This window comes from Streptomyces sp. NBC_00443 (genome assembly GCF_036014175.1).
Lineage (GTDB): Bacteria > Actinomycetota > Actinomycetes > Streptomycetales > Streptomycetaceae > Streptomyces.
In genome coordinates, this window is record NZ_CP107917.1 from 8,623,474 (window position 1) to 8,643,506 (window position 20,033).

Sequence of the window (20,033 nt, forward strand, 5' to 3'; positions counted from 1 at the left end):
ACGACGATGTTCCATCCCAGACGCACCCTCCGAGCCCTGCTGCTGCCGCTCGCCGCCGGACTCGCCCTCACCGCCCTGCCCGCGCAGACCGCCTCGGCGGCGAGCACGCTCACCAACGCGGGCTTCGAGTCCGACGGCACCGGCACCGCCACTCCGGCCGGCTGGTCCACGTACTCGGCGTCCGGCCAGGGCGCGGCCTCCTTCACCGAGGCCGGTGGCCACGGCGGGAGTCACCGACTGACCCACTGGGCGTCCGCCGCCTACAAGGTGGAGACGTACCAGTACCTGTCCGGGCTGACCAACGGGAACTACCGGCTCACCGCCTGGGTCCGCTCCGGCGGTGGCCAGAACTCGGCGTACATAGCGCTGAAGAACTGCGGCGGCGCCGAGCAGCGCACCGACCTTCCGGTCTCGGCGAGCGGCTGGATCCGTATCGTCGTGCCGGTCACTGTGACCGGCAACCAGTGCACCGTCAGCATCAACAGCGACGCGAACGCGGGCAACTGGATCAATGTCGACGACCTGACCTTCGCGTCCGGCACGGGCGGCACGTCGGTCCACGGCGCCGACATCTCCTCCCTGGCCAAGAGCGAGGCCAAGGGCGGCGTCTACAGGACCGGCTCCGGCACGACCGGCGACGCGATCACCATCCTGAAGAACGCCGGCATGAACTACGCGCGTCTGAAGGTCTGGGTCAACCCGGCCGACGGCTACAACAACAAGACGCGCATGCTGGCCATGGCCAAGCGCATCAAGGCGGCCGGCATGAAGCTGCTGGTCGACTTCCACTACTCCGACACCTGGGCCGACCCGGGCGCCCAGAGCAAGCCGGCCGCCTGGGCCGGTCACTCGTACAGTCAGCTCAGGACCGACGTGTACAACCACACGTACGACGTGCTGAACGCGCTGAAGGCCCAGGGCACCATCGCCGACATGGTCCAGGTGGGCAACGAGATCAACGGCGGCATGCTGTGGTCAGAGGGTTCCACGGACAACTGGTCGCAGCTCGCCGGTCTGCTCAACTCCGGCTATGACGCGGTCAAGGCGGTCAACTCGGCCACCACCGTCGCGCTGCACCTCGCCAAGGGCGGCGACCTGTCCGGCACCCGCTGGTGGTTCGACAGCGCGGTCGCGAACGGCGTGAAGTTCGACGCGATCGGCCTGTCCTTCTACGGCTACTGGCACGGCTCGCTCCACGACTTCCAGACGACCCTGGACGACGCGGCCGCCCGCTACGGCAAGCCGGTCTTCGTCGCCGAGACGGCCTACCCGTTCCGGCTGGACAGCAAGGACGCGCACGAGGAGATCATCAACACCACCGGCGAACTGGTCTCCGGCTACCCGGCGAACACGGCCGGACAGCGCCGCTGGATGAACGACGTGACGAGCATCGTGGAGGCCGTCCCGAACGGCCGCGGCCTCGGAGTCTTCTACTGGGAGGCGACCTGGACCGCCGTCACCGGCAACGGCTGGGACCCGACCGACGCCTCCTCCGGCAACGGCTGGGAGAACCAGGCCCTGTTCGGCTACGACGACGCGGCCCTCTCCTCGATGGCGTGGTTCAGCCACCGGTGAGTTCGCCGAGTCCGTTGATTTCGTGACCAAATGGCCCGGCCGCGCCCCTGCGGCCGGGCCCCACCGCGTCCAGGACGCAGAAGGTCGGCCCTCCGCCGAACATCCCTATGTAGTACGGCCGTTCGGTACCGGACAAGGGTCCGAGAGTCACGGACAGGTCGGCTTCGACTGCGGGACAGTGGGAATACGCGTTACGACACGGCCCGACGGAGGGGGGACGACGAGATGCTGAGGACTCCCGTCAGCGCAACGCGCCTGGACATCCTGGAATGGCTGAAGGATCCGGTCGCGCACTTCCCGAAGCGGCGACATGGCGATCCCGTCGAGGACGGCGTCACCGCGGACGCGGTGGCCGCGAGGCTCGGCGTGCCGCGCAAGGCCGCCGAGGTCCACCTCGGCCTGCTCGCGGGCCTCGGCATGCTGCGCACCAAGCGGATCCGGCGGCGCGTGTACTACCGTCGCGACGACATGCGGATCGCCGAGGTGGCGCGCATGTTCGAGAAGGGCTGGTAGGCGGCGAACCGGGAACGCCGAGCAGGGATTCGAGGGGCCCTGCCACACCAGGGCGGCGAAGGGAAGACGTACATGCAACGTCCAGGGGCGCTCGTCCCGCACCGTTACGTCGCGATCGGCGGCCGAGGCCCGGAGGACGTCGTCGCCGACGCCCGCGGCCGTGTCCTGACCGGTGTCGAGGACGGCCGTATCCTGCGCCTCGACGGCTTGGCGGCCGACGCCGAGTCCGGTGCCGAGGTCCGCGTCGAGGTGCTCGCCGAGACCGGCGGGCGGCCACTGGGCCTCGAACTCCTCCCGGACGACGCCCTGTTGGTGTGCGACGCGGAACGCGGACTGCTCCGCGTCGACCTCGGCGACGGCACCGTACGCGTCCTCGCCGACTCGGCGGCGGGGGAGCGGCTGCGGTTCTGCAGCAATGTCGTCGCCCTGCCCGACGGCAGCGTCTGTTTCACCGTCAGCAGCCGCCGCCACCCCCTGGAGCACTGGATCGGCGACCTCGTCGAACACACCGCCACGGGCCGCCTGCTGCGCCTCGCCCCGGGCAGCGACACCCCCGAAGTCCTCCTGGACGGGCTCCAGTTCGCCAACGGCCTCGCCGTGAGCGCCGACGGGTCCTTCCTGGTCGTCGCCGAGACCAGCGAGTGCCGCCTCACCCGCTACTGGCTCTCCGGGCCCCGGGCCGCGCAAAGCGAGCCCTTCGCCGAGAACCTGCCGGGCATGCCGGACAACCTCTGGCGCGGCACGCCCGACGGCCCGATCTGGGTGGCGCTGGCCGGTCCGCGCGTGCCTCCGCTGGACCTCCTGCACCGCGCCGCCCCCGCCGTACGCCGCGCCGCCGCCCGCGTCGCCGTGCGCGCCCCCTTCCGTCCCACGGGCACGGTCGGCGTGCTCGCCGTCGACGACACCGGTCGGGTCGTCCACCACCTGGCCCGCCGCCACTCCGGCTTCCGCATGGTCACCAGCGTCTGCGAGACCGGGGGCCACCTGGTCCTCGGGAGCCTGTGGGAGCGGGGCGTGGCGCTCTGCGAGCCGCCCGAGCCGAAGTGACCCGCCGGCGCGTCCGGGGTTAGGCTGTTCAGCGGCCGCGATCATCGTCGCGGCGCGGCGGTGGGGCCCGCCGTACCCGAACCGCGGCGCATCTGCCGCCAACGGTCCCTACTTGCGATCGCGCCCGGCTGCCCGGGCCCCGGCGAGTAGGAGACGTACGACCATGACAGCCCCGGACACCGAGAGCCTCCGCGCCCCGCGGCAGCCCGCATGGCGGACGCAGGCGCCGATCGTCGCGGTGGTGGCCCTCGGCGGGGCCATCGGCGCCACGGCCCGGTACGCGGTCTCCCTGTGGTGGCCTGCCCAGCCCGGGGGCTTCCCCTGGGCGACCTTCTGGATCAACGTCGTCGGCTGTGCCGTGATCGGCGTGCTCATGGTGATCATCACCGAGGTCCGGCCCGTCCACCGCCTCGTCCGCCCCTTCGTCGGCACCGGAGTGCTCGGCGGCTTCACCACCTTCTCCACCTACGCCGTCGACATCCGGCAGCTCGTCGACAGCGGCCACCCCCGCACCGGACTGGCCTACCTCGCCGCCACCCTGATCGCGGCACTCACGGCAGTCTGGCTGGCGACGGCGGCGACTCGCCGCGTCCTGAAACGGAGGCAGCCATGACCGGACCGACCGGCGGCGCCCTGCGCCTGACAGTCTTCGTCGGCGAGCACGACAACTGGCACCACAAGCCCCTCTACTCGGAGATCGTGCACCGCGCCCACGCGGCCGGTCTCGCGGGCGCCAGCGTCTTCCGCGGCATCGAGGGCTTCGGCGCCTCCTCACTGATCCACACCTCACGGCTGCTGTCCCTGAGCGAGGACCTGCCGGTCGCGATCGTGATCGTCGACACCGAGGAGCGCGTGCGGGCCTTCCTGCCGCAGCTCGACGAACTCGTCACCGAAGGGCTCGTCACCCTCGACGCCTGCGAGGTCATCCGGTACACGGAAGGTAAGAAGTCGCCGTGAACTGGCTCCTGGTGATCGCGGGCGCCGTCGTAGGCGCGCCGCTGCGCTATCTCACCGACCGGGCGGTGCAGTCCCGGCACGACTCGGTGTTCCCCTGGGGCACCTTCGTCGTCAACGTCAGCGGCTGCCTGGTCCTCGGCCTGCTCGCCGGCGCCGCGGCCGAGGGCGCCGCGAGTTCCCACCTCCAGCTGCTGCTCGGTACCGGGCTCTGCGGGGCCCTGACCACGTACTCGACCTTCTCGTACGAGACCCTGCGGCTGACGGAGACGGGGGCCGGGCTCTACGCCGCCGTCAACGTCGTGGGGAGTGTGATCGCGGGCCTCGGAGCGGCGTTCGCGGGCGTGGCGATCGCCCAGGCGATGTGGGGCTAGGCGACGACACCGCCGCTGTAAGCGCAGGAACCACACCCGCACCTGGTAGGACAGTGCGCGCCACTGCTGTCCCACCGACCCCGGACTGGATCCCATGAGCGCCATCAGCGTCGGTCAGGCCGTTCTCCTCGGAGCCATCGAGGGGGTGACCGAGTTCCTGCCCGTGTCCTCGACCGGGCATCTGAAGATCGCCGAGGGGCTCATGGGCATCCCCGTCGACGACGACGCGGTCATCGGGTTCTCGGCCGTCATCCAGGTCGGCGCGATCGCCGCCGTGCTCGTGTACTTCTACAAGGACATCGTGCGGATCGTCTCCGCATGGCTGCGCGGGCTGCGGGACAAGGAGGAGCGGTACCACCACGACTACCAGTTCGCCTGGTGGGTGATCTGCGCGACGATCCCGATCATCGTCGTGGGCCTGGCCGCCAAGCCGCTCATCAAAGGACCGCTCGCCTCCCTGTGGGTGGTCGCCGGCTCCCTGATCGTCGGCAGTGGCGTGATGTGGGCCGCGGACCGGACGGGCCGGCACAAGCGAGGGGAGGACGACACCTCGTTCAAGGACGCGATGCTCGTCGGCAGCTCCCAGATCCTGGCCCTGCTCTTCCCGGGCTTCTCGCGTTCCGGCGCCACGATGTCCACCGCGCTCATGCTCGACCTGGACCGGGTCGCCGCCACCAGGCTGTCCTTCTTCCTCGGCATCCCGGCCCTCACCGGCGCCGGAATCTACGAGCTGAAGGACGCCCTCGGCGCGACGGGCACGAGCGCGCTGCCCCTGGCCGTCGGCACCGCCGTCTCCTTCGTCGTCGCCTACGCCTCCATCGCCTGGCTGCTGAGGTTCGTCGCCAAGCACTCCTTCAACGCCTTCGTGATCTACCGGATCGTGGTCGGGCTGCTGCTCTTCGGGCTCTTGGGTGCGGGTGTGATCAACAGCTGACACGGGCGCCCGCCAGTCGGCCGGCCGGGCGGTTCCCGGTCGGCGTCGCGTGTTCACACCCGGTGAACCTCACCCACCTGCTCCCCTTGACACCACCCACACCTCACCCGGAGTATCACTCCCGTGAACCTGTCAGACAGCCGGACAGCCGGACAGCCGCCGAGGCGGGTCAGCGCCATGGAAGCGGTCCTTGCGCACCTTCGCAGTGCCATCGAGCGCGGCGAGTACGCCATCGGGGACAAACTCCCCTCCGAGGCGGAGCTCTGCCGCAGCCTGGAGATCAGCCGGCCCGTGCTGCGCGAGGCCCTCAGGGCCCTGCAGACCATGGGCCTGACCGTCTCCAAGACCGGCAAGGGCACCTTCGTCGTCGCCAGCGCGGTCGAGGACCCGACCTTCGGCGACTACGCGGCCAGCGACCTGCTGGAGGTGCGCCGGCACGTCGAGATCCCGGTCGCCGGATACGCGGCAGTGCGCCGCACCCCGGAGAACCTCGACCACCTGGCTCACCTGCTCGACCGTATGGAGCGGGAGACGGACACCACCGCGTGGGTCGCGATGGACACCCTCTTCCACCTGGCCGTGGCCGAGGCCGCCCAGAACCCGGTCTTCCGCCGGGTCATCGAGGAGATCCGCGACGCACTGGCGCGTCAGTCGGCCTTCCTCAACGAGCTGGGCGGCCGGCGCGAGCAGTCCAACCGCGAGCACCGGGCCATCGTCGAGGCGCTGATCGACGGTTCCGAACTCGACGCCACCGATGCCATGGCCCACCACCTGGACCGCGTCGAGACGACCCTCACCGACATCGTGCGCCCCGCGCGCACGGACAGCACCACGGAAGGCGGACCCGAGGCGTGAGTGAGCAGTCCCTGCACGAGGGCGTGCAGAAACGTTCCGTCCATGTCGACGCCGGAGACGCCGGCTACAGCAAGTCCCTGAAGTCGCGGCACGTCAACATGATCGCCATCGGCGGAGCCATCGGCACCGGCCTGTTCCTCGGCGCCGGCGGCCGTCTCGCCGACGCCGGGCCGTCTCTGTTCATCGCCTACGCGGTCTGCGGCGTCTTCGCCTTCCTCGTCGTGCGCGCCCTCGGCGAACTCGTTCTGTACCGGCCGTCCTCCGGCGCCTTCGTGTCGTACGCCCGGGAGTTCATGGGCGAGAAGGGCGCGTACACCGCGGGCTGGATGTACTTCCTGAACTGGGCGACCACCGGCATCGCCGACATCACCGCGGTGGCGACGTACACGCACTACTGGGGCATGTTCTCCGACATCCCGCAGTGGGTGATCGCACTGATCGCCCTCGCGGTCGTCCTCACCGTGAACCTGATCTCGGTGAAGATCTTCGGCGAGCTGGAGTTCTGGTTCGCGATCATCAAGGTCGGCGCGCTCGTCGTCTTCATGTGCATCGGCATCTTCCTGCTGGTGACCCAGCAGCCGGTGGACGGCCACACCCCCGGCCCGTCCCTGATCACCGACCATGGCGGCCTCTTCCCCAGCGGCCTGCTGCCGATGCTGCTGATCGTCCAGGGCGTCGTCTTCGCCTACGCCTCCGTCGAGCTGGTCGGCGTCGCCGCCGGTGAGACCGAGAACCCCGAGAAGATCATGCCGAAGGCGATCAACTCGATCATGTGGCGCGTGGGCCTCTTCTACGTCGGCTCCGTCCTCCTGCTCTCGATGCTGCTGCCCTGGTCGTCGTACAAGGCGGGCGAGAGCCCCTTCGTCACCGTGCTGTCCAACATCGGCATCCCGGCGGCCGGCGGCGTCATGAACCTGGTCGTGATGACCGCGGCCATGTCCTCGCTCAACTCCGGCCTGTACTCCACCGGCCGCATCCTGCGCTCCATGGCCATGTCCGGCTCCGCCCCGAAGTTCACCTCGGTGATGAGCCGCAGCCAGGTGCCGTACGGCGGCATCCTGCTGACCAGCGGTATCTGTGTCCTGGGCGTCGGACTCAACTTCGTCGTCCCGGCCGATGCGTTCGAGATCGTGCTGAACTTCGCCGCGATCGGCATCCTCGCCACCTGGGGCATGATCATGATCTGTCACCTGCTCTTCTGGCAGAAGACCCAGAAGGGCGAACTCGACCGGCCTGGCTACCGACTGCCGGGCTCCCCCTGGACCGAACTCGTGACGCTGGCGTTCCTCGCCTGCGTCCTGGTCCTCATGTACGCCGACGGAGGCGCCGGCCGCACCACCGTGCTGTGCCTGCCGTTGATCGTCGCAGCGCTGGTCGCCGGCTGGTACGCCATCCGCGGCCGTGTCGCCCGCACCGCCACCAAGACCGACGCGTGAGACCCGTGTCGGTCGACAAACCCTCATCGACCCACGAAACCAGGCAGTGATGTACAGCAGCTCCATGGCGGACGCACCCCTTGTCCGCGAACCCCTCCACGCCCCCGTCGCCCACCTCATACGCGGCGGAATGATCGAAGGCACCCACTACGGCTCCGTCGTCGTCCTCGGCGCCGACGGCAAGGTGGATTTCCAGCTCGGTGACATCGAGGCCGCCTTCTACCCACGCTCCGCGCTCAAGCCCGTCCAGGCCGTCGCCATGGTCCGGGCCGGGCTCCCGCTCGACGGCGAGCTCCTCTCGCTCACCGCGGCGAGCCACTCCGGCGAGGAACGCCACCTCGCCGGAACCCGGCGCATCCTCGAACTCGCCGGGCTCACCGAGGACCACCTGCGCAACGTCCCTGACATGCCGTTCGACCCGGTCGTCCGGGACGCCTGGGTGCGGGAGGGCCGCCTGCCCTCCCGGCTCGCCCAGAACTGCTCCGGCAAGCACGCGGCGATGCTGTACACCTGCGCGCTCAACGGCTGGTCCCTGGACGACTACCTCGACCCCGGTCACCCCCTTCAGCAGGCCATCGCGGAGATCGTCGAGGACCTCACCGGGCAGCGGATCGCACGGGTGACCGTCGACGGGTGCGGGGCGCCGCTGTTCTCCGTGTCGCTCCATGGGCTCGCCCGCGCGGCCGCTCGTATCACCACCGCGGTGCCGGGCACGCCGGAGGCGCGGGTCGCCGACGCGATGCGTGAGCATGCGGAGATGGCCTCCGGCACCGGGCGGGACGTGGCCTCGTTGATGCGGGCCGTGCCGGGGCTGCTGGCCAAGGACGGGTTCGAGGGCGTTCAGGTCGCTGCGCTGGCGGACGGGCGGGCCGTCGCGGTGAAGATCGCCGACGGGGCGAACCGGGCGCGGGTGCCGGTTGCCGCGGCGGCGCTTGAGTGGGCCGGGGTGGACCCCGACCTGCTCACCGAATTCCGGGGCGAGGCCCTCTTGGGCGGTGGCCGGGAGGTCGGGTGTGTGCGGCCCGTTCGTTCGCTGGAGCCGGTTGTTGTTTCGGCTTGCGCCTAGTGATCCCAGCGGACATGTCGTTCCGTGACTGCGGGCCGTTTGCGGCTGGTCGCGCCCACGCGGCGGTAGCCGCAAATCGAAAACGCCCCGCGCCCCTTGCAGGGGCGCATCACCTACGTACCTAAGAAAGAGACCCTCACTCTCATGACCGCCACCGTCCGCAGTGAGCACGACCTGCTCGGCGACCGTGACATCCCCGCCGATGCCTACTGGGGCGTGCACACCCTGCGCGCCACCGAGAACTTCCCCATCACCGGGACGCCGATCTCCGCCTACCCCCACCTCATCGACGCCCTCGCCGCCGTCAAGGAGGCCGCCGCCCTCGCCAACGAGGAGCTCGGGCTGCTGGAGGGCAAGAAGGCCGCTGCCATCGTCGCCGCCTGTCGGGAGATCCGGTCCGGCAAACTGCACGACCAGTTCGTCGTCGACGTCATCCAGGGCGGCGCCGGCACGTCGACCAACATGAACGCCAACGAGGTCGTCGCCAACCGGGCGTTGGAGCTGCTGGGGTTCGAGAAGGGGCAGTACCAGCACCTGCACCCCAACGAGGACGTCAACCTCGGCCAGTCGACCAACGACGTCTACCCGACCGCCGTCAAGATCGCGACGGTGTTCGCGGTGCGCGGGCTGCTCAAGGCGATGGCTGTACTCCAGGACGCTTTCGCCCGAAAGGCCGTCGAATTCCGCGACGTGCTCAAGATGGGCCGTACGCAGTTGCAGGACGCGGTGCCCATGACGCTCGGTCAGGAGTTCTCCGCGTATGCCGTCATGATCGACGAGGACCGGTCCCGTCTTGCCGAGGCGGTCGAGCTGATCCATGAGATCAACCTGGGTGCGACGGCCATCGGTACCGGGCTGAACGCCCACGCCGGGTACGCCGAGTCGGCCCGCCGCCACCTCGCCGGGATCACCGGGCTCCAACTGGTCACCGCGGCCAACCTGGTCGAGGCGACCCAGGACTGCGGCGCGTTCGTCCAGATGTCCGGCGTCCTCAAGCGCATCGCCGTCAAGCTCAGCAAGAGCTGCAACGATCTGCGGCTGCTGTCGTCCGGTCCGCGTGCGGGTCTGGGCGAGATCAACCTGCCTCCGGTGCAGGCCGGTTCGTCGATCATGCCCGGCAAGGTCAACCCGGTGATCCCCGAGGTCGTCAACCAGGTCGCCTTCGAGGTGATCGGCAACGACGTCGCCATCACCATGGCCGCCGAGGCCGGACAGCTCCAGCTCAACGCCTTCGAGCCGATCATCCTGCACTCCCTGTCGGAGTCCATCACCCATCTGCGGGCCGCCTGTCTGACCCTCGCCGAGCGCTGCGTGGACGGCATCACCGCCAACACCGAGGCCCTGCGCCGGACCGTGGAGAACTCCATCGGCCTGGTCACCGCCCTGAACCCGCACATCGGCTACACGGCCGCCACCGACATCGCCAAGGAGGCCCTCGTCAGCGGCCGCGGCGTCGCCGAACTCGTCCTGGAGAAGGGCCTGTTGCCCGCCGAGACCCTCGCCGACCTGCTCCGCCCGGAGATCGTCGCGGGCAGCGGCCAGGCCCTGGCCTGAACCGGCCGCAGACCGCTGAAGCGCAGCCGGACCGGCAGGGAGGCACAATGGTGATCATGGCAGCGTCGACGTCGTCACTGACCTTCCAGCCGATCCTGGAGCGCATCGCGGAGGAGATCGGGCGGACCCCCGGCCGCGGCCGGCCCGCCGACTACATCCCGGCGCTCGCGGCCTGCGACCCGCGCAGCTTCGGCATGGCCGTCGCGGAACGCGACGGCACGGTGTACGGCGTGGGGGACTGGCGCGAGCCGTTCTCCACGCAGTCCATCACCAAGGTCTTCACCCTCGCCCTCGACCTGGCACGGGAGGGCGACGAACTCTGGGAGCACGTGGGTCGCGAGCCCTCCGGCAACCCCTTCAACTCCCTGATCCAGCTGGAGTACGAGAACGGCATCCCCCGCAACCCGTTCATCAACGCCGGCGCCCTCGTCGTCACCGACCGACTCCAGACCCGTACCGGAGACGCGGCGGGCGAACTCCTGGCCTTCCTGCGCGCCGAGAGCGGCAACCCCACCCTGGACTTCGACAGGGACATCGCCGCCTCCGAGTCCACGCACGGCGACCGCAACGCCGCCCTCGGCCACTTCATGGCGTCGTACGGCAACATCGACAACCCCGTGCCGGTCCTGCTCGACCAGTACTTCCGCCAGTGCTCCGTCACGGCGTCCTGCGCCGACCTCGCCCTGGCCACCACCTTCCTGGCCCGCCATGGCGTCCGCGCCGACGGCACCCGACTGCTCACCCGCAGCCAGGCCAAACAGGTCAACGCGGTCATGCTGACCTGCGGGACGTACGACGCGGCGGGCGAATTCGCGTACCGGGTGGGCCTGCCCGGCAAGAGCGGAGTGGGCGGCGGCATCATCGCGGTGGTGCCGGGGCGGTGCACGTTGTGCGTGTGGAGCCCGGGCCTGGATGAACGGGGCAATTCGGTGGCAGGGGTGGCGGCTCTGGACAGATTCACCACCTTGACGGGCCTGTCGGTGTTCTAGAAGGGGCCGTTGTGACGCCCCTGCAAGGGGCGCGGGGAACTGCGCGACCAGCCACAACGCTCCCGCTGTCTGCAATCCACCTCACCAGGCAGACGCGTCGCAGTCTTCAACACACGGCCACAATCGATCACCGGCCGGTCATACCCCGGCTTCCCCCCGGAGGGCACCGCGTCAACTTCCGGCCACCCCGCGTTGACACCCTGACCGAGTGTTGGCCATGGCTTTCCCCATCGATCTCCGCCGCTGCCAGATCCTCGGTCTGGCAGGCACCGCCTTCCTCGCCCTGGGCGGTGAGTCGGCAGGTGCGCTGCCGGTCCGGGAAATCCTGGCCCCGAGCTCGGCGCACGCGGCGCTGGGCCTGGTCGGCGTCTACTTCGGCGTCGTCCTGCTGATAGCGGCGTGGCTGATGCTCGGGCGCCTCGTGCGCAGCGCCGATCCGCCGACGCCACGGGCCCTGCTGCTGGTGCTGGCGGTGTGGGCCACCCCGCTGCTGATCGCGCCGCCGCTGTTCAGCCGGGACGTGTACAGCTACCTGGCCCAAGGTGCCATGGTCGACGCGCACATCGACGTGTACTCGTACGGCCCCTCCCACCTCGGTGGCCCGCTCGCGGACGAGGTCGCCCCGCTGTGGCGGCACACCGGGGCCCCGTACGGCCCGGTGTTCCTCGGCGTCGCCTCCGCCCTGTCCGCCGTGACCCGCGGTGAACTCCCCGCCGGGCTGCTCGGCATGCGCCTGATAGCCCTCCTCGGGGTGGCGCTGATGGCGGCCGCGCTGCCGCGCCTGGCCCGGCACAGCGGAGCCGACCCGTCCGCGGCGCTGTGGCTGGGGGCCCTGAACCCGCTCGTGCTGCTGCACCTGGTGGCGGGCGCCCACAACGACGCCATCATGCTCGGCCTGCTCGGTGCCGGCCTGGTCGCCGCGCTCGGCCGGTGGCCGGTCCTGGGCGCCGTACTCGTCACGCTCGCCGCTCTCGTCAAGGCGCCCGCGGCGCTGGGCCTCGCCGCGGTCGTACTGCTCCAGATGCGGGCCGGGCACCACCCGGTGAAGGCCGTGGTCACCACGGCGGCCGCGTCCGCCGCCACCACGGTCGCCGCGACGGCCGTGGCAGGCACGGGATACGGCTGGATAGGCGCCCTGGACACCCCGGTCTCCTCGCAGAACTGGGCGCTCACCAGCCTGCTCGGCCGTGCCACCGCCTCGCTGCTGGAGCAGGCCGGCAGTGACCTGGCGCCGCTGGCCGTCCCCGTCTGGCACACCTTCGGCATCGTGCTCACGGCGGTCCTGGTGCTGCTCATATGGTGGCGCTGGCGACCACGCCCCGTGTACGCGCTCGGTCTGAGCCTGGCGGCCGTGGCCGCCTTCGGACCGGCGATCCGCCCCTGGTACGCCCTGTGGGGCCTGTTCCTCATCGCCGCCGCCGCGCCCAGCACCTCGGTACGGCACCGGGTGGCGGCCCTGACGGGAGTGCTCGCGCTCGCCGTCCTGCCCAGCGGCGGCGCCGCGGACGTCGGCCAGCTGGTGCTGGCGGTCTCCGGGGGCGCGCTCGCCGTGGTCGTTCTGTGGCAGGCGCATCTCGCTGCGCAGGCCCCGGCTCTGGAGCGCACCGCATGAGACTTCCGCGTACCGACCGCGGCCGGCTCGTGCTGGTCCTCGTGCTCGCCGCCGCCGTGACCGTCTTCACCGCCACCGTGCCGCTGCTGCGCGACTGGTTCGACCTGCGCGTCTACTACGGCACCGTGGACAGCTGGATCCACCACGGCGGCCGTCTCTACGACTACCGGGTGCCCGGCACGACGTACGGCTTCACCTACCCGCCGTTCGCCGCCGTCGTCATGCTGCCCATGGCGCTGGTCGGTCTGCACGTCGCGATCGCGATGGCGCTGCTGCTCAACCTGGCGGCACTGGCCTTCTCGCTGCGGGTGCTGGCGGGACGGTCCTGGCGGCGCTACGGCTGGTACGGCTGTGCCCTCGTCGCGTGCGGGCTGGCCCTGTTCGAACCGCTGCGGGACACCTTCAGCTTCGGCCAGGTGAACATCCTGCTGCTCGCCCTGGTGCTCCTCGACTGCTGGTTGCTCGCGACGGGCCGGGAGCGCTGGGCGGGCGTGGGCATCGGGCTCGCGGCCGCGATCAAGCTGACGCCGGCCGCGTTCATTGGCCTGCTCCTGGTGGCCCGGCGCTGGCGAGCCGCCGCAGTGGCCACGGCCGTCGCCGCCGCGGCCACGGCGCTGGCGGCCTGGGTGGCCCCCGACGCCTCCCGCTTCTACTGGACGCACGCGATGTGGGACACCACCCGCGTGGGCCGCCTCGACTACGTCTCCAACCAGTCGCTGCAGGGCATCCTGGCCCGGCTGGACGTGTCGAGCCGCGAGGCCTGGGCGGTCGTGGTGCTGGTGGTCCTGGGCGTCTGGGTGGCGCGCACCCGCCGCGCGGTCGTGGCGGGGGACTGGACGGCGGCGTTCGCCCTGACCGGGCTGACCGCCTGTCTGGTCAGCCCGATCACCTGGGTCCACCACCTGGTGTGGCTGCTGCCGTCGTTCGCCGTCCTCGTCCGCGCCGGGCACCTGCGGATCGCGGGCGCCCTGCACGCCGTGTTGTGCACCAGCGTGGTGTGGCTGTGGTTCGACGACGCGTCCGGTGTCGACGGCTTCCTCGGCAGCAACGCCTACGCCTGGATCACGCTCGGCCTGCTGCTGTGGCTGCCCGTCGGTCAACTCGGCGTCGACCGCTCGACCCTGCCCCGGGTCACCAGCGACACGGCACCGGCGCCCATCCCGGCGGCGCCCGCGATCGCGAAGGCCTCGGCCCAGCCGGGCTCGGCCTCCGGTTCCACCGCCGCGACCACGGGCACGGTCGCGGGCCCCGGCCCCGGCCTCGGCCTGACCCGCAACGCGTCCAGCGAGCCCACCGGTTCGACCCGCCCGGCCGCCCCGAACCCCCAGTCGAGCAGTTCGCCGGCCTCCTCGTAGACGGCGAACCCGCCCGCCCGGGGGTTCATCACGGTGACGACGAGGGTGCGCTCGCCCCGGCGGGCGGCGGCGATGAGCGTGTTGCCCGCATGGCTGGTGTAGCCGTTCTTGATGCCGATCAAGCCGGGGTAGCGGTCCACGCCGTCCGCGCCGGTCAGCAGGCGGTTGGTGTTCTGGATCCCGTACGACCAGCCGCCCCGGCCGGGGAACCGCGCCTGGGTGGTGCCGCAGTACCGCGCGAACTCGGCGTTGCGCAGCCCCGCCCGGCCGAACACCGCCAAGTCGTACGCCGACGACACCTGGCCGGGCGCGTCGTAGCCGTCCGGCGACACCACGTGCGTGTCGAGGGCGCCCAGGGAGCGCGCCTTGGCCTGCATGCGCTCGGCCGTGAAGCGCCAGCCGCCGTTGAGCGAGGCCAGCACCCGCACGGCGTCGTTGCCCGAGCTGAGGAACACCCCGCGCCACAGATCGGCGACCTGGTACGTACGTCCCTCGGCGACCCCGACCAGACTGCTGCCGACCCCGATCCCGGCGAGCTCCTCCTCGCGCACCGTGTGCCGGATGATGCCGGGCAGGGTCGGCAGCACGGTGAGGGCGAACAGCGACTTGAGTGTGCTGGCGGGCGGCAGCTTCCGATGTGCGTCGTACGCGGCGAGCACCTCGCCGGTGCCGGCGTCGGCCACCAGCCACGACAGCGCGGAGACATGCGGAACACGGGGCGCCCCGGCGTACGGCCGCACCTGAGTGCCGGACCCGTACAGCTGGGTGGGAGGTGGCGTTGCCGCCTGGTGCCTGCCAGGGGTGTCGGGGTCGCGCCCGGGGCGGGCGACGGCGGTGGCGGGTGCGAGCGCCAGCAGGCCGGTCGCGCACAGCGCGCAGGTGGACACCCGGGCCCGGAAAGTAAATCCGATCTTCATACCGCCAACGTAGGAACGGACGCGCCCTACACCGCGCTGCCCGGGCCGGTCGGGGCGCGGCGGCACCCGGACGGGCGATGCCGGAGCGGATCTGTCATTCGCCGGGAAGTGTCGGCTGGATCCGCCGAAGGAACGTGGCGTTGTCGGGCGTCTCGCGCATGCGCTCCAGCAGCGTCTCCAGGGTGGACTGGCCGTCCCGGGTCTGCAGGGCCCGGCGCAGTCCGCGCACGGCGGTCAACTCGGCCGGGGGCAGGAGCAGTTCCTCGCGGCGGGTACCGGAGGGGGTGATGTCGACGGCGGGGAAGACGCGGCGGGAGGCGAGGTCCCGGCTCAGACGCAGCTCCATGTTGCCGGTGCTCTTGAGCTCCTCGAAATAGAAGTCGTCGGCCCGGGAGCCGGTCTCCACGAGGGCCGTGGCGAGGATGGTGAGCGAACCGCCCTCCTCGGCGAGGCGCGCGGCACCGAAGAACCGCTTCGGCCCCTGCAGCGCGGCCGCGTCGACGCCGCCGCTCAGGGTGCGGCCACCGGACCCGGCCGCGTTGTTGTGCGCCCGGCACAGCCGGGTCAGGGAGTCGAGCAGGATGACGACGTCCTCGCCCGCCTCGACGAGCCGCTTGGCGCGTTCGATGACGAGCTCGGCCAGCGCGATGTGCTGCTTGGGTGCCCGGTCGAAGGTCGAGGCATACACCTCGCCCCGCACCGAGCGCCGCATGTCGGTGACCTCCTCGGGGCGTTCGTCGAGGAGCACCACCATCAGCCGGCACTCCGGGTGGTTACCCGCGACGGCGGCCGCGATCTGCTGGAGCAGCACGGTCTTGCCGGTCTTGGGCGGGGCGACGATCAGGCCCCGCTGACCCTTGCCGACAGGGGCGATCAGGTCGTGGACACGCCCGGCCAGGCCGGACGCCCGGTGTTCGAGGCGGATCCGCTCACGCGGGTGCAGTGGCGTCAGATCGCCGAAGCTGGGGCGGTTCCTGGCCGGGGCGCGGCCGTTGACGTGGGCGACTTCGGTGAGGGTGCGCCGGTCGCCGCGTACACCGTCGACGAGGTCGCCCTTGCGCAGGCCGTAGCGGCGGATGAGCGCGGGGGAGACCTGAAGGTCGGAGGGCGTGGGCCACAGGTTGTCGGCGCGCAGGTGCCCCTTGCCGCTCGCGTCGATGTCGAGGACACCGGTGACGGCCGGGGTCTGCTGCTGGACTGGGGGGTGTTCGAGTGTGGTGATCATGGTGGTCGGTCCTTTCACGGACGGAAGGCATGGGACATGCGGAGGGAAGGGGTGTGCCGCGGAAACCGGGAAGGCGGACAGAGCGCCTTCGGGCGGCGGGAAACAACACCTCGGACACGGCAGATCCGCTGGTCACGAGATGGTGATGAGAAGCCGGTACGCCTACCGGCGAACTGAGAGAGAACTGGCACCGGCGCCACAACCGGGCGTACACAGGTGCTGACGCGACGGTAGCACGAACGTTCAGCGCGTGGCGAGCAATCCGTAAAGCAGTGGGATGCGCGGCTCGGGGAGACGCCACCAGCCGGAGGGGGTGCGCTCCATATGCGGCCAGCGCTGCCAGGGCAGCTCGTCGCTCTCACGCAGCCGCCGGATGTTCAGTCCTGCTCCGCTCAACGCTTCTACGACCTCTCCTATTCCGTGCATCCACTCATAACTGTCCGTGGCGCCTTCGACGGCAGGGCCGTCGGTGTAGCTGCGTGTCGCGTCCCGGTGCACGGCACCGTCGCCGCCCAGGTAGTCATGGCGCAGGAGCAGCTCGGGCCCCTCGCCCGGACCGGGCTTGGGACCGAGGGAATTGAGCAGCGGGTGGAACTCCACGATGTACAACCGCCCGCCCGGACGCAGGAGTCGGGCCACGACACCGGCCCAGCGGTCGAGGTCGGGCAGGTAGCACAGCGCGCCCTTGCCGGTGTACACCACGTCGAACTGACGCCGCCCCAGGGCCTCCACGGCGTCGTACACATTGGCCTGTACGTACGTGACGTCGAGCCCGGCCCGCTGTGCGATGCCGCCCGCGGCAGCCACGGACGCCGCGGAGAAGTCCAGGCCGACGGCCCGCGCGCCGCGCTGCGCGAAGGCGATCGTCTCGGTGCCGAGATGGCACTGCAGATGGAGCACATCGCGGCCGGCCAGCTCACCGAGGTCGTCCCATTCGAAGGAGGCGAACCAGCGCGCGGGATCGAGATCCCGGTCGAGGCCGTAGAACCGGCTGGCGAGGTGGACGGGGGTGCGGGCGTCCCAGTTCGCCTGGTTGGCCGACATCATCCGCGCGTGCTCGTCGGTGGTCATGAGGACATCCAATCGCGAACGGACCGTGCGCGCGGGCAGAAATTCCGGGCGCGGGCCGCCCGGGTGTCGATTCGCTCCGGTCCCGTTCGTCGGTGGGGTGTAGGAAGCTCATGAGGACCGGGAGGAACTGTGAAGTACATGCTGCTCGTCTGCGGTGACGACACCGCCGACGCCTCGGGCATGACCCCCGTAGAGCCCTGGGTCGAAGACCTCGGCGACCGCCGGGTACGCCTGCACGGCCACCGGCTCGCGCTCCCCGGCCGGGCGGTCACCGTGCGGGTGCGCGGCGGCGAGGTGCTGCGCAGCGACGGCCCGTTCGCGGAGACGAAGGAGTACGTCGCCGGGTTCGACATCCTGGAGTGCGACAGCCTGGAGGAGGCGATCGAGGCGGCCGCGCGGCATCCCGTGGCCGCCGTCGGGGCCATGGAGGTGCGGCCCTTCTGGGAGGAGGAGGACGCCGAGACGCGGATCCGCGCGCTGGACGCCGAGCTGACCTCGGCGCTGCGGGAGCGTGACGTCGACCGCATGGCTGCCTGCTACGCGCCGGATGTGGCGGAGTTCCGCGACGGTCGGGAACTGCGGGGGATCGGGTCCCTGCGCAAGTCGATGGAGGAAGGGCTCGGGCACGTCACCGGCCCTGTCACCCGTGAGGTACTGGACTTCCGCGTCCACGTCGACGAGAGCATCGCCTTCGGCCACGCCCTCGTCCGCCTGCGCGCCACCCGTACGGACGGTGCGCCTATCGACGACCTGATGCGCGTCACCACCGGCTACCGCGACGCCGGTCTGCGCTGGCTGATCGCGCACGAGCACGTCTCTCCCACCACCGAGGAGCGGTCATGAAGTACGTCCTGTTCATCTGCACCCCTGCCGGCGGCGAGGAACTCAGCCCCGAGGAGATCGCCGAGGACCCCCGCTTCACCTCGTACATCGACGAGGTCCGCAGCCGTGACGTAGTCAAGGGCGGAGCCCGCCTGCGCCCGCACACCGACGCCACGACCGTCCGCGTCCAAGGCGACGAAGTGCTGCTCAGCGACGGACCCTTCGTGGAGTCCAAGGAGTACGTCGCCGGCATCGACATCATCGAGGTCGCCGACCTGGACGAGGCCATCTCGCTGGCGTCCCGGCATCCCGCTGCCCTCGGCGGCGGCTCGGTCGAAGTGCGGCCGGTCTGGGAGTGAGCGCCACGAACGCCGTCGAGGAAGCCGTCGCCGCCGCCTTCCGCGAGGAATGGGGCCAGGTCGTCGCCACCCTGATCCGGGTGACCGGCGACTGGGACCTCGCCGAGGAGTGCGCCCAGGACGCCTTCGCGCAGGCCCTCGACCGGTGGCGGCGCGACGGAGTGCCGCGCCGCCCCGGCGCCTGGCTGACCACGACCGCCCGCAACCGAGCCCTGGACGTACTGCGCCGGGAGGCGGTGGGAGCGGCGAAACTCCGGGAGGTGGCGGTGCTGGCCCGCGACGAACCGCCGTACGGACCCGAGAACGACAGCGGTGACGGCAGCGGCGTGCAGGACGACCGGCTGCGGCTGATCTTCACCTGCTGTCATCCCGCGCTGCCCATCGAGGCCAGGGTCGCACTGACGCTGCGCACGCTCGCGGGGCTGACCACACCGGAGATCGCGCGCGCCTTCCTCGTCCCCGAGGCGACCATGGCGCAGCGTCTGGTGCGCGCCAAGCGGAAGATCCGCAACGCCGGAATCCCGTACCGGATCCCGCCCGCGCACCTCCTGCCCGAGCGCACGACGGGCGTGCTCGGTGTGATCTACCTGCTGTTCAACGAGGGCTACGCGGCGACCGCCGGTGCCGATCTCGTCCGTACGAACCTCTGCGCCGAGGCGATCCGCCTGGCCCGCGTCCTGGCCCGGCTCATGCCCGACGAGCCCGAGGTGCTCGGCCTGCTCGCGCTCCTGCTGCTGCACGACGCCCGCCGGCACACCCGCGTGGACGCCGCCGGCGACCTGGTGACCCTGGAGGACCAGGACCGTACGGCCTGGGACCGTGCCGAGGCCGACGAGGGCGCCGCCCTGCTGGAGACCGCGCTGCGGCGCGGACGCCCCGGGCCGTACCAGATCCAGGCCGCCATCGCCGCCTGCCACACCACCGTGCCCACCGCCGAGGACACCGACTGGGCCGACATCGCCGCCCTGTACGGCGAGTTGGCGCGTCTGGTGCCCTCCGCCGTGGTCCGTCTGAACCGTGCGGTGGCCGTCGGCATGGCCGAGGGCACGGACGCGGGCCTCGCCCTGGTCGCGGAGCTGGAGGAGCAGGGCGATCTGGCCGGGTACCACCTGCTGCCGGCCACCCGCGCCGATCTGCTGCGCCGCAGCGGCCGTACGGACGAGGCGGCGCAGGCGTACCTCAGGGCGCTGGAGCTGGTGGAGAACGACGCGGAGCGGAGGTTCCTCGAAAGGCGGCTCGCGGAGTGTCGATCCGGGTGAGGGCCGTTCGTCGGTGGGGTGAGAGCGCCCTTCGGTGGCGCCGACCACACCCTGACGACACTCCCGTCCGGTCGCGACGGGCGGGCCGGCGCTGGTCGGCGCGGGCAGTCTGCTGC

At 71.1% G+C, this 20,033-nt stretch carries 19 protein-coding genes and 1 pseudogene; 17 read left to right on the plus strand and 3 right to left on the minus strand.

The annotated features are described in order from the left end of the window. Nucleotides 1-6: 6 nt before the first annotated feature. The 14 genes from OHO27_RS39330 to OHO27_RS39395 all read left to right on the plus strand — a co-directional run bounded on the left by OHO27_RS39330 (nucleotide 7) and on the right by OHO27_RS39395 (nucleotide 14,264). On the plus strand, nucleotides 7-1,575 hold the full coding sequence (locus OHO27_RS39330; protein ID WP_328429698.1) for a glycoside hydrolase family 53 protein: 1,569 nt from the start codon (nucleotides 7-9) through the stop codon (nucleotides 1,573-1,575). A gap of 225 nt (nucleotides 1,576-1,800) precedes the next feature. After that, nucleotides 1,801-2,088 carry an ArsR family transcriptional regulator gene (locus tag OHO27_RS39335; protein WP_328429699.1) on the plus strand — a complete coding sequence of 96 codons (288 nt, stop codon included), beginning with the start codon at nucleotides 1,801-1,803 and terminating at the stop codon, nucleotides 2,086-2,088. Nucleotides 2,089-2,160: 72 nt separating this feature from the next. Continuing rightward, nucleotides 2,161-3,135, plus strand: a complete 975-nt coding sequence (locus OHO27_RS39340; RefSeq protein ID WP_328429700.1) for an SMP-30/gluconolactonase/LRE family protein — start codon at nucleotides 2,161-2,163, stop codon at nucleotides 3,133-3,135. Between the two features lie 163 nt (nucleotides 3,136-3,298). Beyond that, nucleotides 3,299-3,748 carry a fluoride efflux transporter CrcB gene (crcB, locus tag OHO27_RS39345; RefSeq protein ID WP_328429701.1) on the plus strand — a complete coding sequence of 150 codons (450 nt, stop codon included), beginning with the start codon at nucleotides 3,299-3,301 and terminating at the stop codon, nucleotides 3,746-3,748. Continuing rightward, the gene (locus tag OHO27_RS39350) at nucleotides 3,745-4,092 is read left to right on the plus strand and encodes a DUF190 domain-containing protein (RefSeq protein ID WP_328429702.1); all 348 of its coding nucleotides are present in this window, start codon (nucleotides 3,745-3,747) and stop codon (nucleotides 4,090-4,092) included. The genes crcB (OHO27_RS39345) and OHO27_RS39350 overlap by 4 nt, the downstream gene beginning before the upstream one ends. After that, on the plus strand, nucleotides 4,089-4,463 hold the full coding sequence (crcB, locus tag OHO27_RS39355; RefSeq protein ID WP_328429703.1) for a fluoride efflux transporter CrcB: 375 nt from the start codon (nucleotides 4,089-4,091) through the stop codon (nucleotides 4,461-4,463). Before OHO27_RS39350 ends, crcB (OHO27_RS39355) begins: the two co-directional genes overlap by 4 nt. A 94-nt stretch (nucleotides 4,464-4,557) precedes the next feature. Further along, a complete protein-coding gene (locus OHO27_RS39360) occupies nucleotides 4,558-5,397 on the plus strand; it encodes an undecaprenyl-diphosphate phosphatase (protein ID WP_328429704.1) in 840 nt (279 codons plus the stop codon). Between the two features lie 177 nt (nucleotides 5,398-5,574). After that, nucleotides 5,575-6,252 (plus strand): FadR/GntR family transcriptional regulator, encoded by a 678-nt coding sequence (locus tag OHO27_RS39365; RefSeq protein WP_328429705.1) that lies wholly within the window; start codon nucleotides 5,575-5,577, stop codon nucleotides 6,250-6,252. Continuing rightward, nucleotides 6,249-7,688 carry an amino acid permease gene (locus OHO27_RS39370; RefSeq protein WP_328429706.1) on the plus strand — a complete coding sequence of 480 codons (1,440 nt, stop codon included), beginning with the start codon at nucleotides 6,249-6,251 and terminating at the stop codon, nucleotides 7,686-7,688. The genes OHO27_RS39365 and OHO27_RS39370 overlap by 4 nt, the downstream gene beginning before the upstream one ends. Nucleotides 7,689-7,737: 49 nt before the next feature. Then, the gene (locus OHO27_RS39375) at nucleotides 7,738-8,754 is read left to right on the plus strand and encodes an asparaginase (RefSeq protein WP_328429707.1); all 1,017 of its coding nucleotides are present in this window, start codon (nucleotides 7,738-7,740) and stop codon (nucleotides 8,752-8,754) included. Between the two features lie 144 nt (nucleotides 8,755-8,898). Continuing rightward, a complete protein-coding gene (gene aspA, locus OHO27_RS39380; protein WP_328429708.1) occupies nucleotides 8,899-10,308 on the plus strand; it encodes an aspartate ammonia-lyase in 1,410 nt (469 codons plus the stop codon). Nucleotides 10,309-10,355: 47 nt separating this feature from the next. Continuing rightward, nucleotides 10,356-11,297 (plus strand): glutaminase, encoded by a 942-nt coding sequence (locus OHO27_RS39385; RefSeq protein WP_328429709.1) that lies wholly within the window; start codon nucleotides 10,356-10,358, stop codon nucleotides 11,295-11,297. A gap of 217 nt (nucleotides 11,298-11,514) precedes the next feature. Further along, complete coding sequence (gene mptB, locus OHO27_RS39390; RefSeq protein WP_328429710.1) at nucleotides 11,515-12,909, plus strand: polyprenol phosphomannose-dependent alpha 1,6 mannosyltransferase MptB; 1,395 nt, start codon at nucleotides 11,515-11,517, stop codon at nucleotides 12,907-12,909. Then, on the plus strand, nucleotides 12,906-14,264 hold the full coding sequence (locus tag OHO27_RS39395) for a glycosyltransferase 87 family protein (RefSeq protein WP_328429711.1): 1,359 nt from the start codon (nucleotides 12,906-12,908) through the stop codon (nucleotides 14,262-14,264). The genes mptB and OHO27_RS39395 overlap by 4 nt, the downstream gene beginning before the upstream one ends. An 80-nt stretch (nucleotides 14,265-14,344) precedes the next feature. Here OHO27_RS39395 and OHO27_RS39400 read toward each other — a convergent pair. The 3 genes and pseudogenes from OHO27_RS39400 to OHO27_RS39410 all read right to left on the minus strand — a co-directional run. Then, nucleotides 14,345-15,181 (minus strand): annotated as a pseudogene (locus OHO27_RS39400) (D-alanyl-D-alanine carboxypeptidase family protein); the annotation flags it as partial. Nucleotides 15,182-15,275: 94 nt separating this feature from the next. Then, the gene (gene rho / locus OHO27_RS39405; protein ID WP_328429712.1) at nucleotides 15,276-16,406 is read right to left on the minus strand and encodes a transcription termination factor Rho; all 1,131 of its coding nucleotides are present in this window, start codon (nucleotides 16,404-16,406) and stop codon (nucleotides 15,276-15,278) included. A gap of 243 nt (nucleotides 16,407-16,649) precedes the next feature. Continuing rightward, the gene (locus OHO27_RS39410) at nucleotides 16,650-17,477 is read right to left on the minus strand and encodes a class I SAM-dependent methyltransferase (protein WP_328429713.1); all 828 of its coding nucleotides are present in this window, start codon (nucleotides 17,475-17,477) and stop codon (nucleotides 16,650-16,652) included. Nucleotides 17,478-17,615: 138 nt separating this feature from the next. On the opposite strand from OHO27_RS39410, the gene OHO27_RS39415 reads away from it, so the two are divergent. The 3 genes from OHO27_RS39415 to OHO27_RS39425 are packed head-to-tail and all read left to right on the plus strand — an operon-like array spanning nucleotide 17,616 to nucleotide 19,917. After that, complete coding sequence (locus OHO27_RS39415; protein ID WP_328430683.1) at nucleotides 17,616-18,320, plus strand: YciI family protein; 705 nt, start codon at nucleotides 17,616-17,618, stop codon at nucleotides 18,318-18,320. Continuing rightward, nucleotides 18,317-18,658 carry a YciI family protein gene (locus tag OHO27_RS39420; protein ID WP_328429714.1) on the plus strand — a complete coding sequence of 114 codons (342 nt, stop codon included), beginning with the start codon at nucleotides 18,317-18,319 and terminating at the stop codon, nucleotides 18,656-18,658. Before OHO27_RS39415 ends, OHO27_RS39420 begins: the two co-directional genes overlap by 4 nt. After that, nucleotides 18,655-19,917 (plus strand): RNA polymerase sigma factor, encoded by a 1,263-nt coding sequence (locus OHO27_RS39425; RefSeq protein ID WP_328429715.1) that lies wholly within the window; start codon nucleotides 18,655-18,657, stop codon nucleotides 19,915-19,917. The genes OHO27_RS39420 and OHO27_RS39425 overlap by 4 nt, the downstream gene beginning before the upstream one ends. Nucleotides 19,918-20,033: the final 116 nt, after the last annotated feature.

Bases quoted from the DNA above. Each gene is read 5' to 3' on its own strand.
- OHO27_RS39335 (WP_328429699.1), top strand. From the start codon at position 1,801: ATGCTGAGGACTCCCGTCAGCGCAACGCGCCTGGACATCCTGGAATGG.
- OHO27_RS39330 (WP_328429698.1), top strand. From the start codon at position 7: ATGTTCCATCCCAGACGCACCCTCCGAGCCCTGCTGCTGCCGCTCGCC.
- crcB (WP_328429701.1), top strand. From the start codon at position 3,299: ATGACAGCCCCGGACACCGAGAGCCTCCGCGCCCCGCGGCAGCCCGCA.
- OHO27_RS39385 (WP_328429709.1), top strand. From the start codon at position 10,356: ATGGTGATCATGGCAGCGTCGACGTCGTCACTGACCTTCCAGCCGATC.
- mptB (WP_328429710.1), top strand. From the start codon at position 11,515: ATGGCTTTCCCCATCGATCTCCGCCGCTGCCAGATCCTCGGTCTGGCA.
- OHO27_RS39365 (WP_328429705.1), top strand. From the start codon at position 5,575: ATGGAAGCGGTCCTTGCGCACCTTCGCAGTGCCATCGAGCGCGGCGAG.
- OHO27_RS39420 (WP_328429714.1), top strand. From the start codon at position 18,317: ATGAAGTACGTCCTGTTCATCTGCACCCCTGCCGGCGGCGAGGAACTC.
- OHO27_RS39360 (WP_328429704.1), top strand. From the start codon at position 4,558: ATGAGCGCCATCAGCGTCGGTCAGGCCGTTCTCCTCGGAGCCATCGAG.
- OHO27_RS39395 (WP_328429711.1), top strand. From the start codon at position 12,906: ATGAGACTTCCGCGTACCGACCGCGGCCGGCTCGTGCTGGTCCTCGTG.
- OHO27_RS39415 (WP_328430683.1), top strand. From the start codon at position 17,616: ATGCTGCTCGTCTGCGGTGACGACACCGCCGACGCCTCGGGCATGACC.
- OHO27_RS39410 (WP_328429713.1), bottom strand. From the start codon at position 17,477: ATGACCACCGACGAGCACGCGCGGATGATGTCGGCCAACCAGGCGAAC.
- rho (WP_328429712.1), bottom strand. From the start codon at position 16,406: ATGATCACCACACTCGAACACCCCCCAGTCCAGCAGCAGACCCCGGCC.
- OHO27_RS39340 (WP_328429700.1), top strand. From the start codon at position 2,161: ATGCAACGTCCAGGGGCGCTCGTCCCGCACCGTTACGTCGCGATCGGC.
- OHO27_RS39350 (WP_328429702.1), top strand. From the start codon at position 3,745: ATGACCGGACCGACCGGCGGCGCCCTGCGCCTGACAGTCTTCGTCGGC.
- aspA (WP_328429708.1), top strand. From the start codon at position 8,899: ATGACCGCCACCGTCCGCAGTGAGCACGACCTGCTCGGCGACCGTGAC.
- OHO27_RS39375 (WP_328429707.1), top strand. From the start codon at position 7,738: ATGTACAGCAGCTCCATGGCGGACGCACCCCTTGTCCGCGAACCCCTC.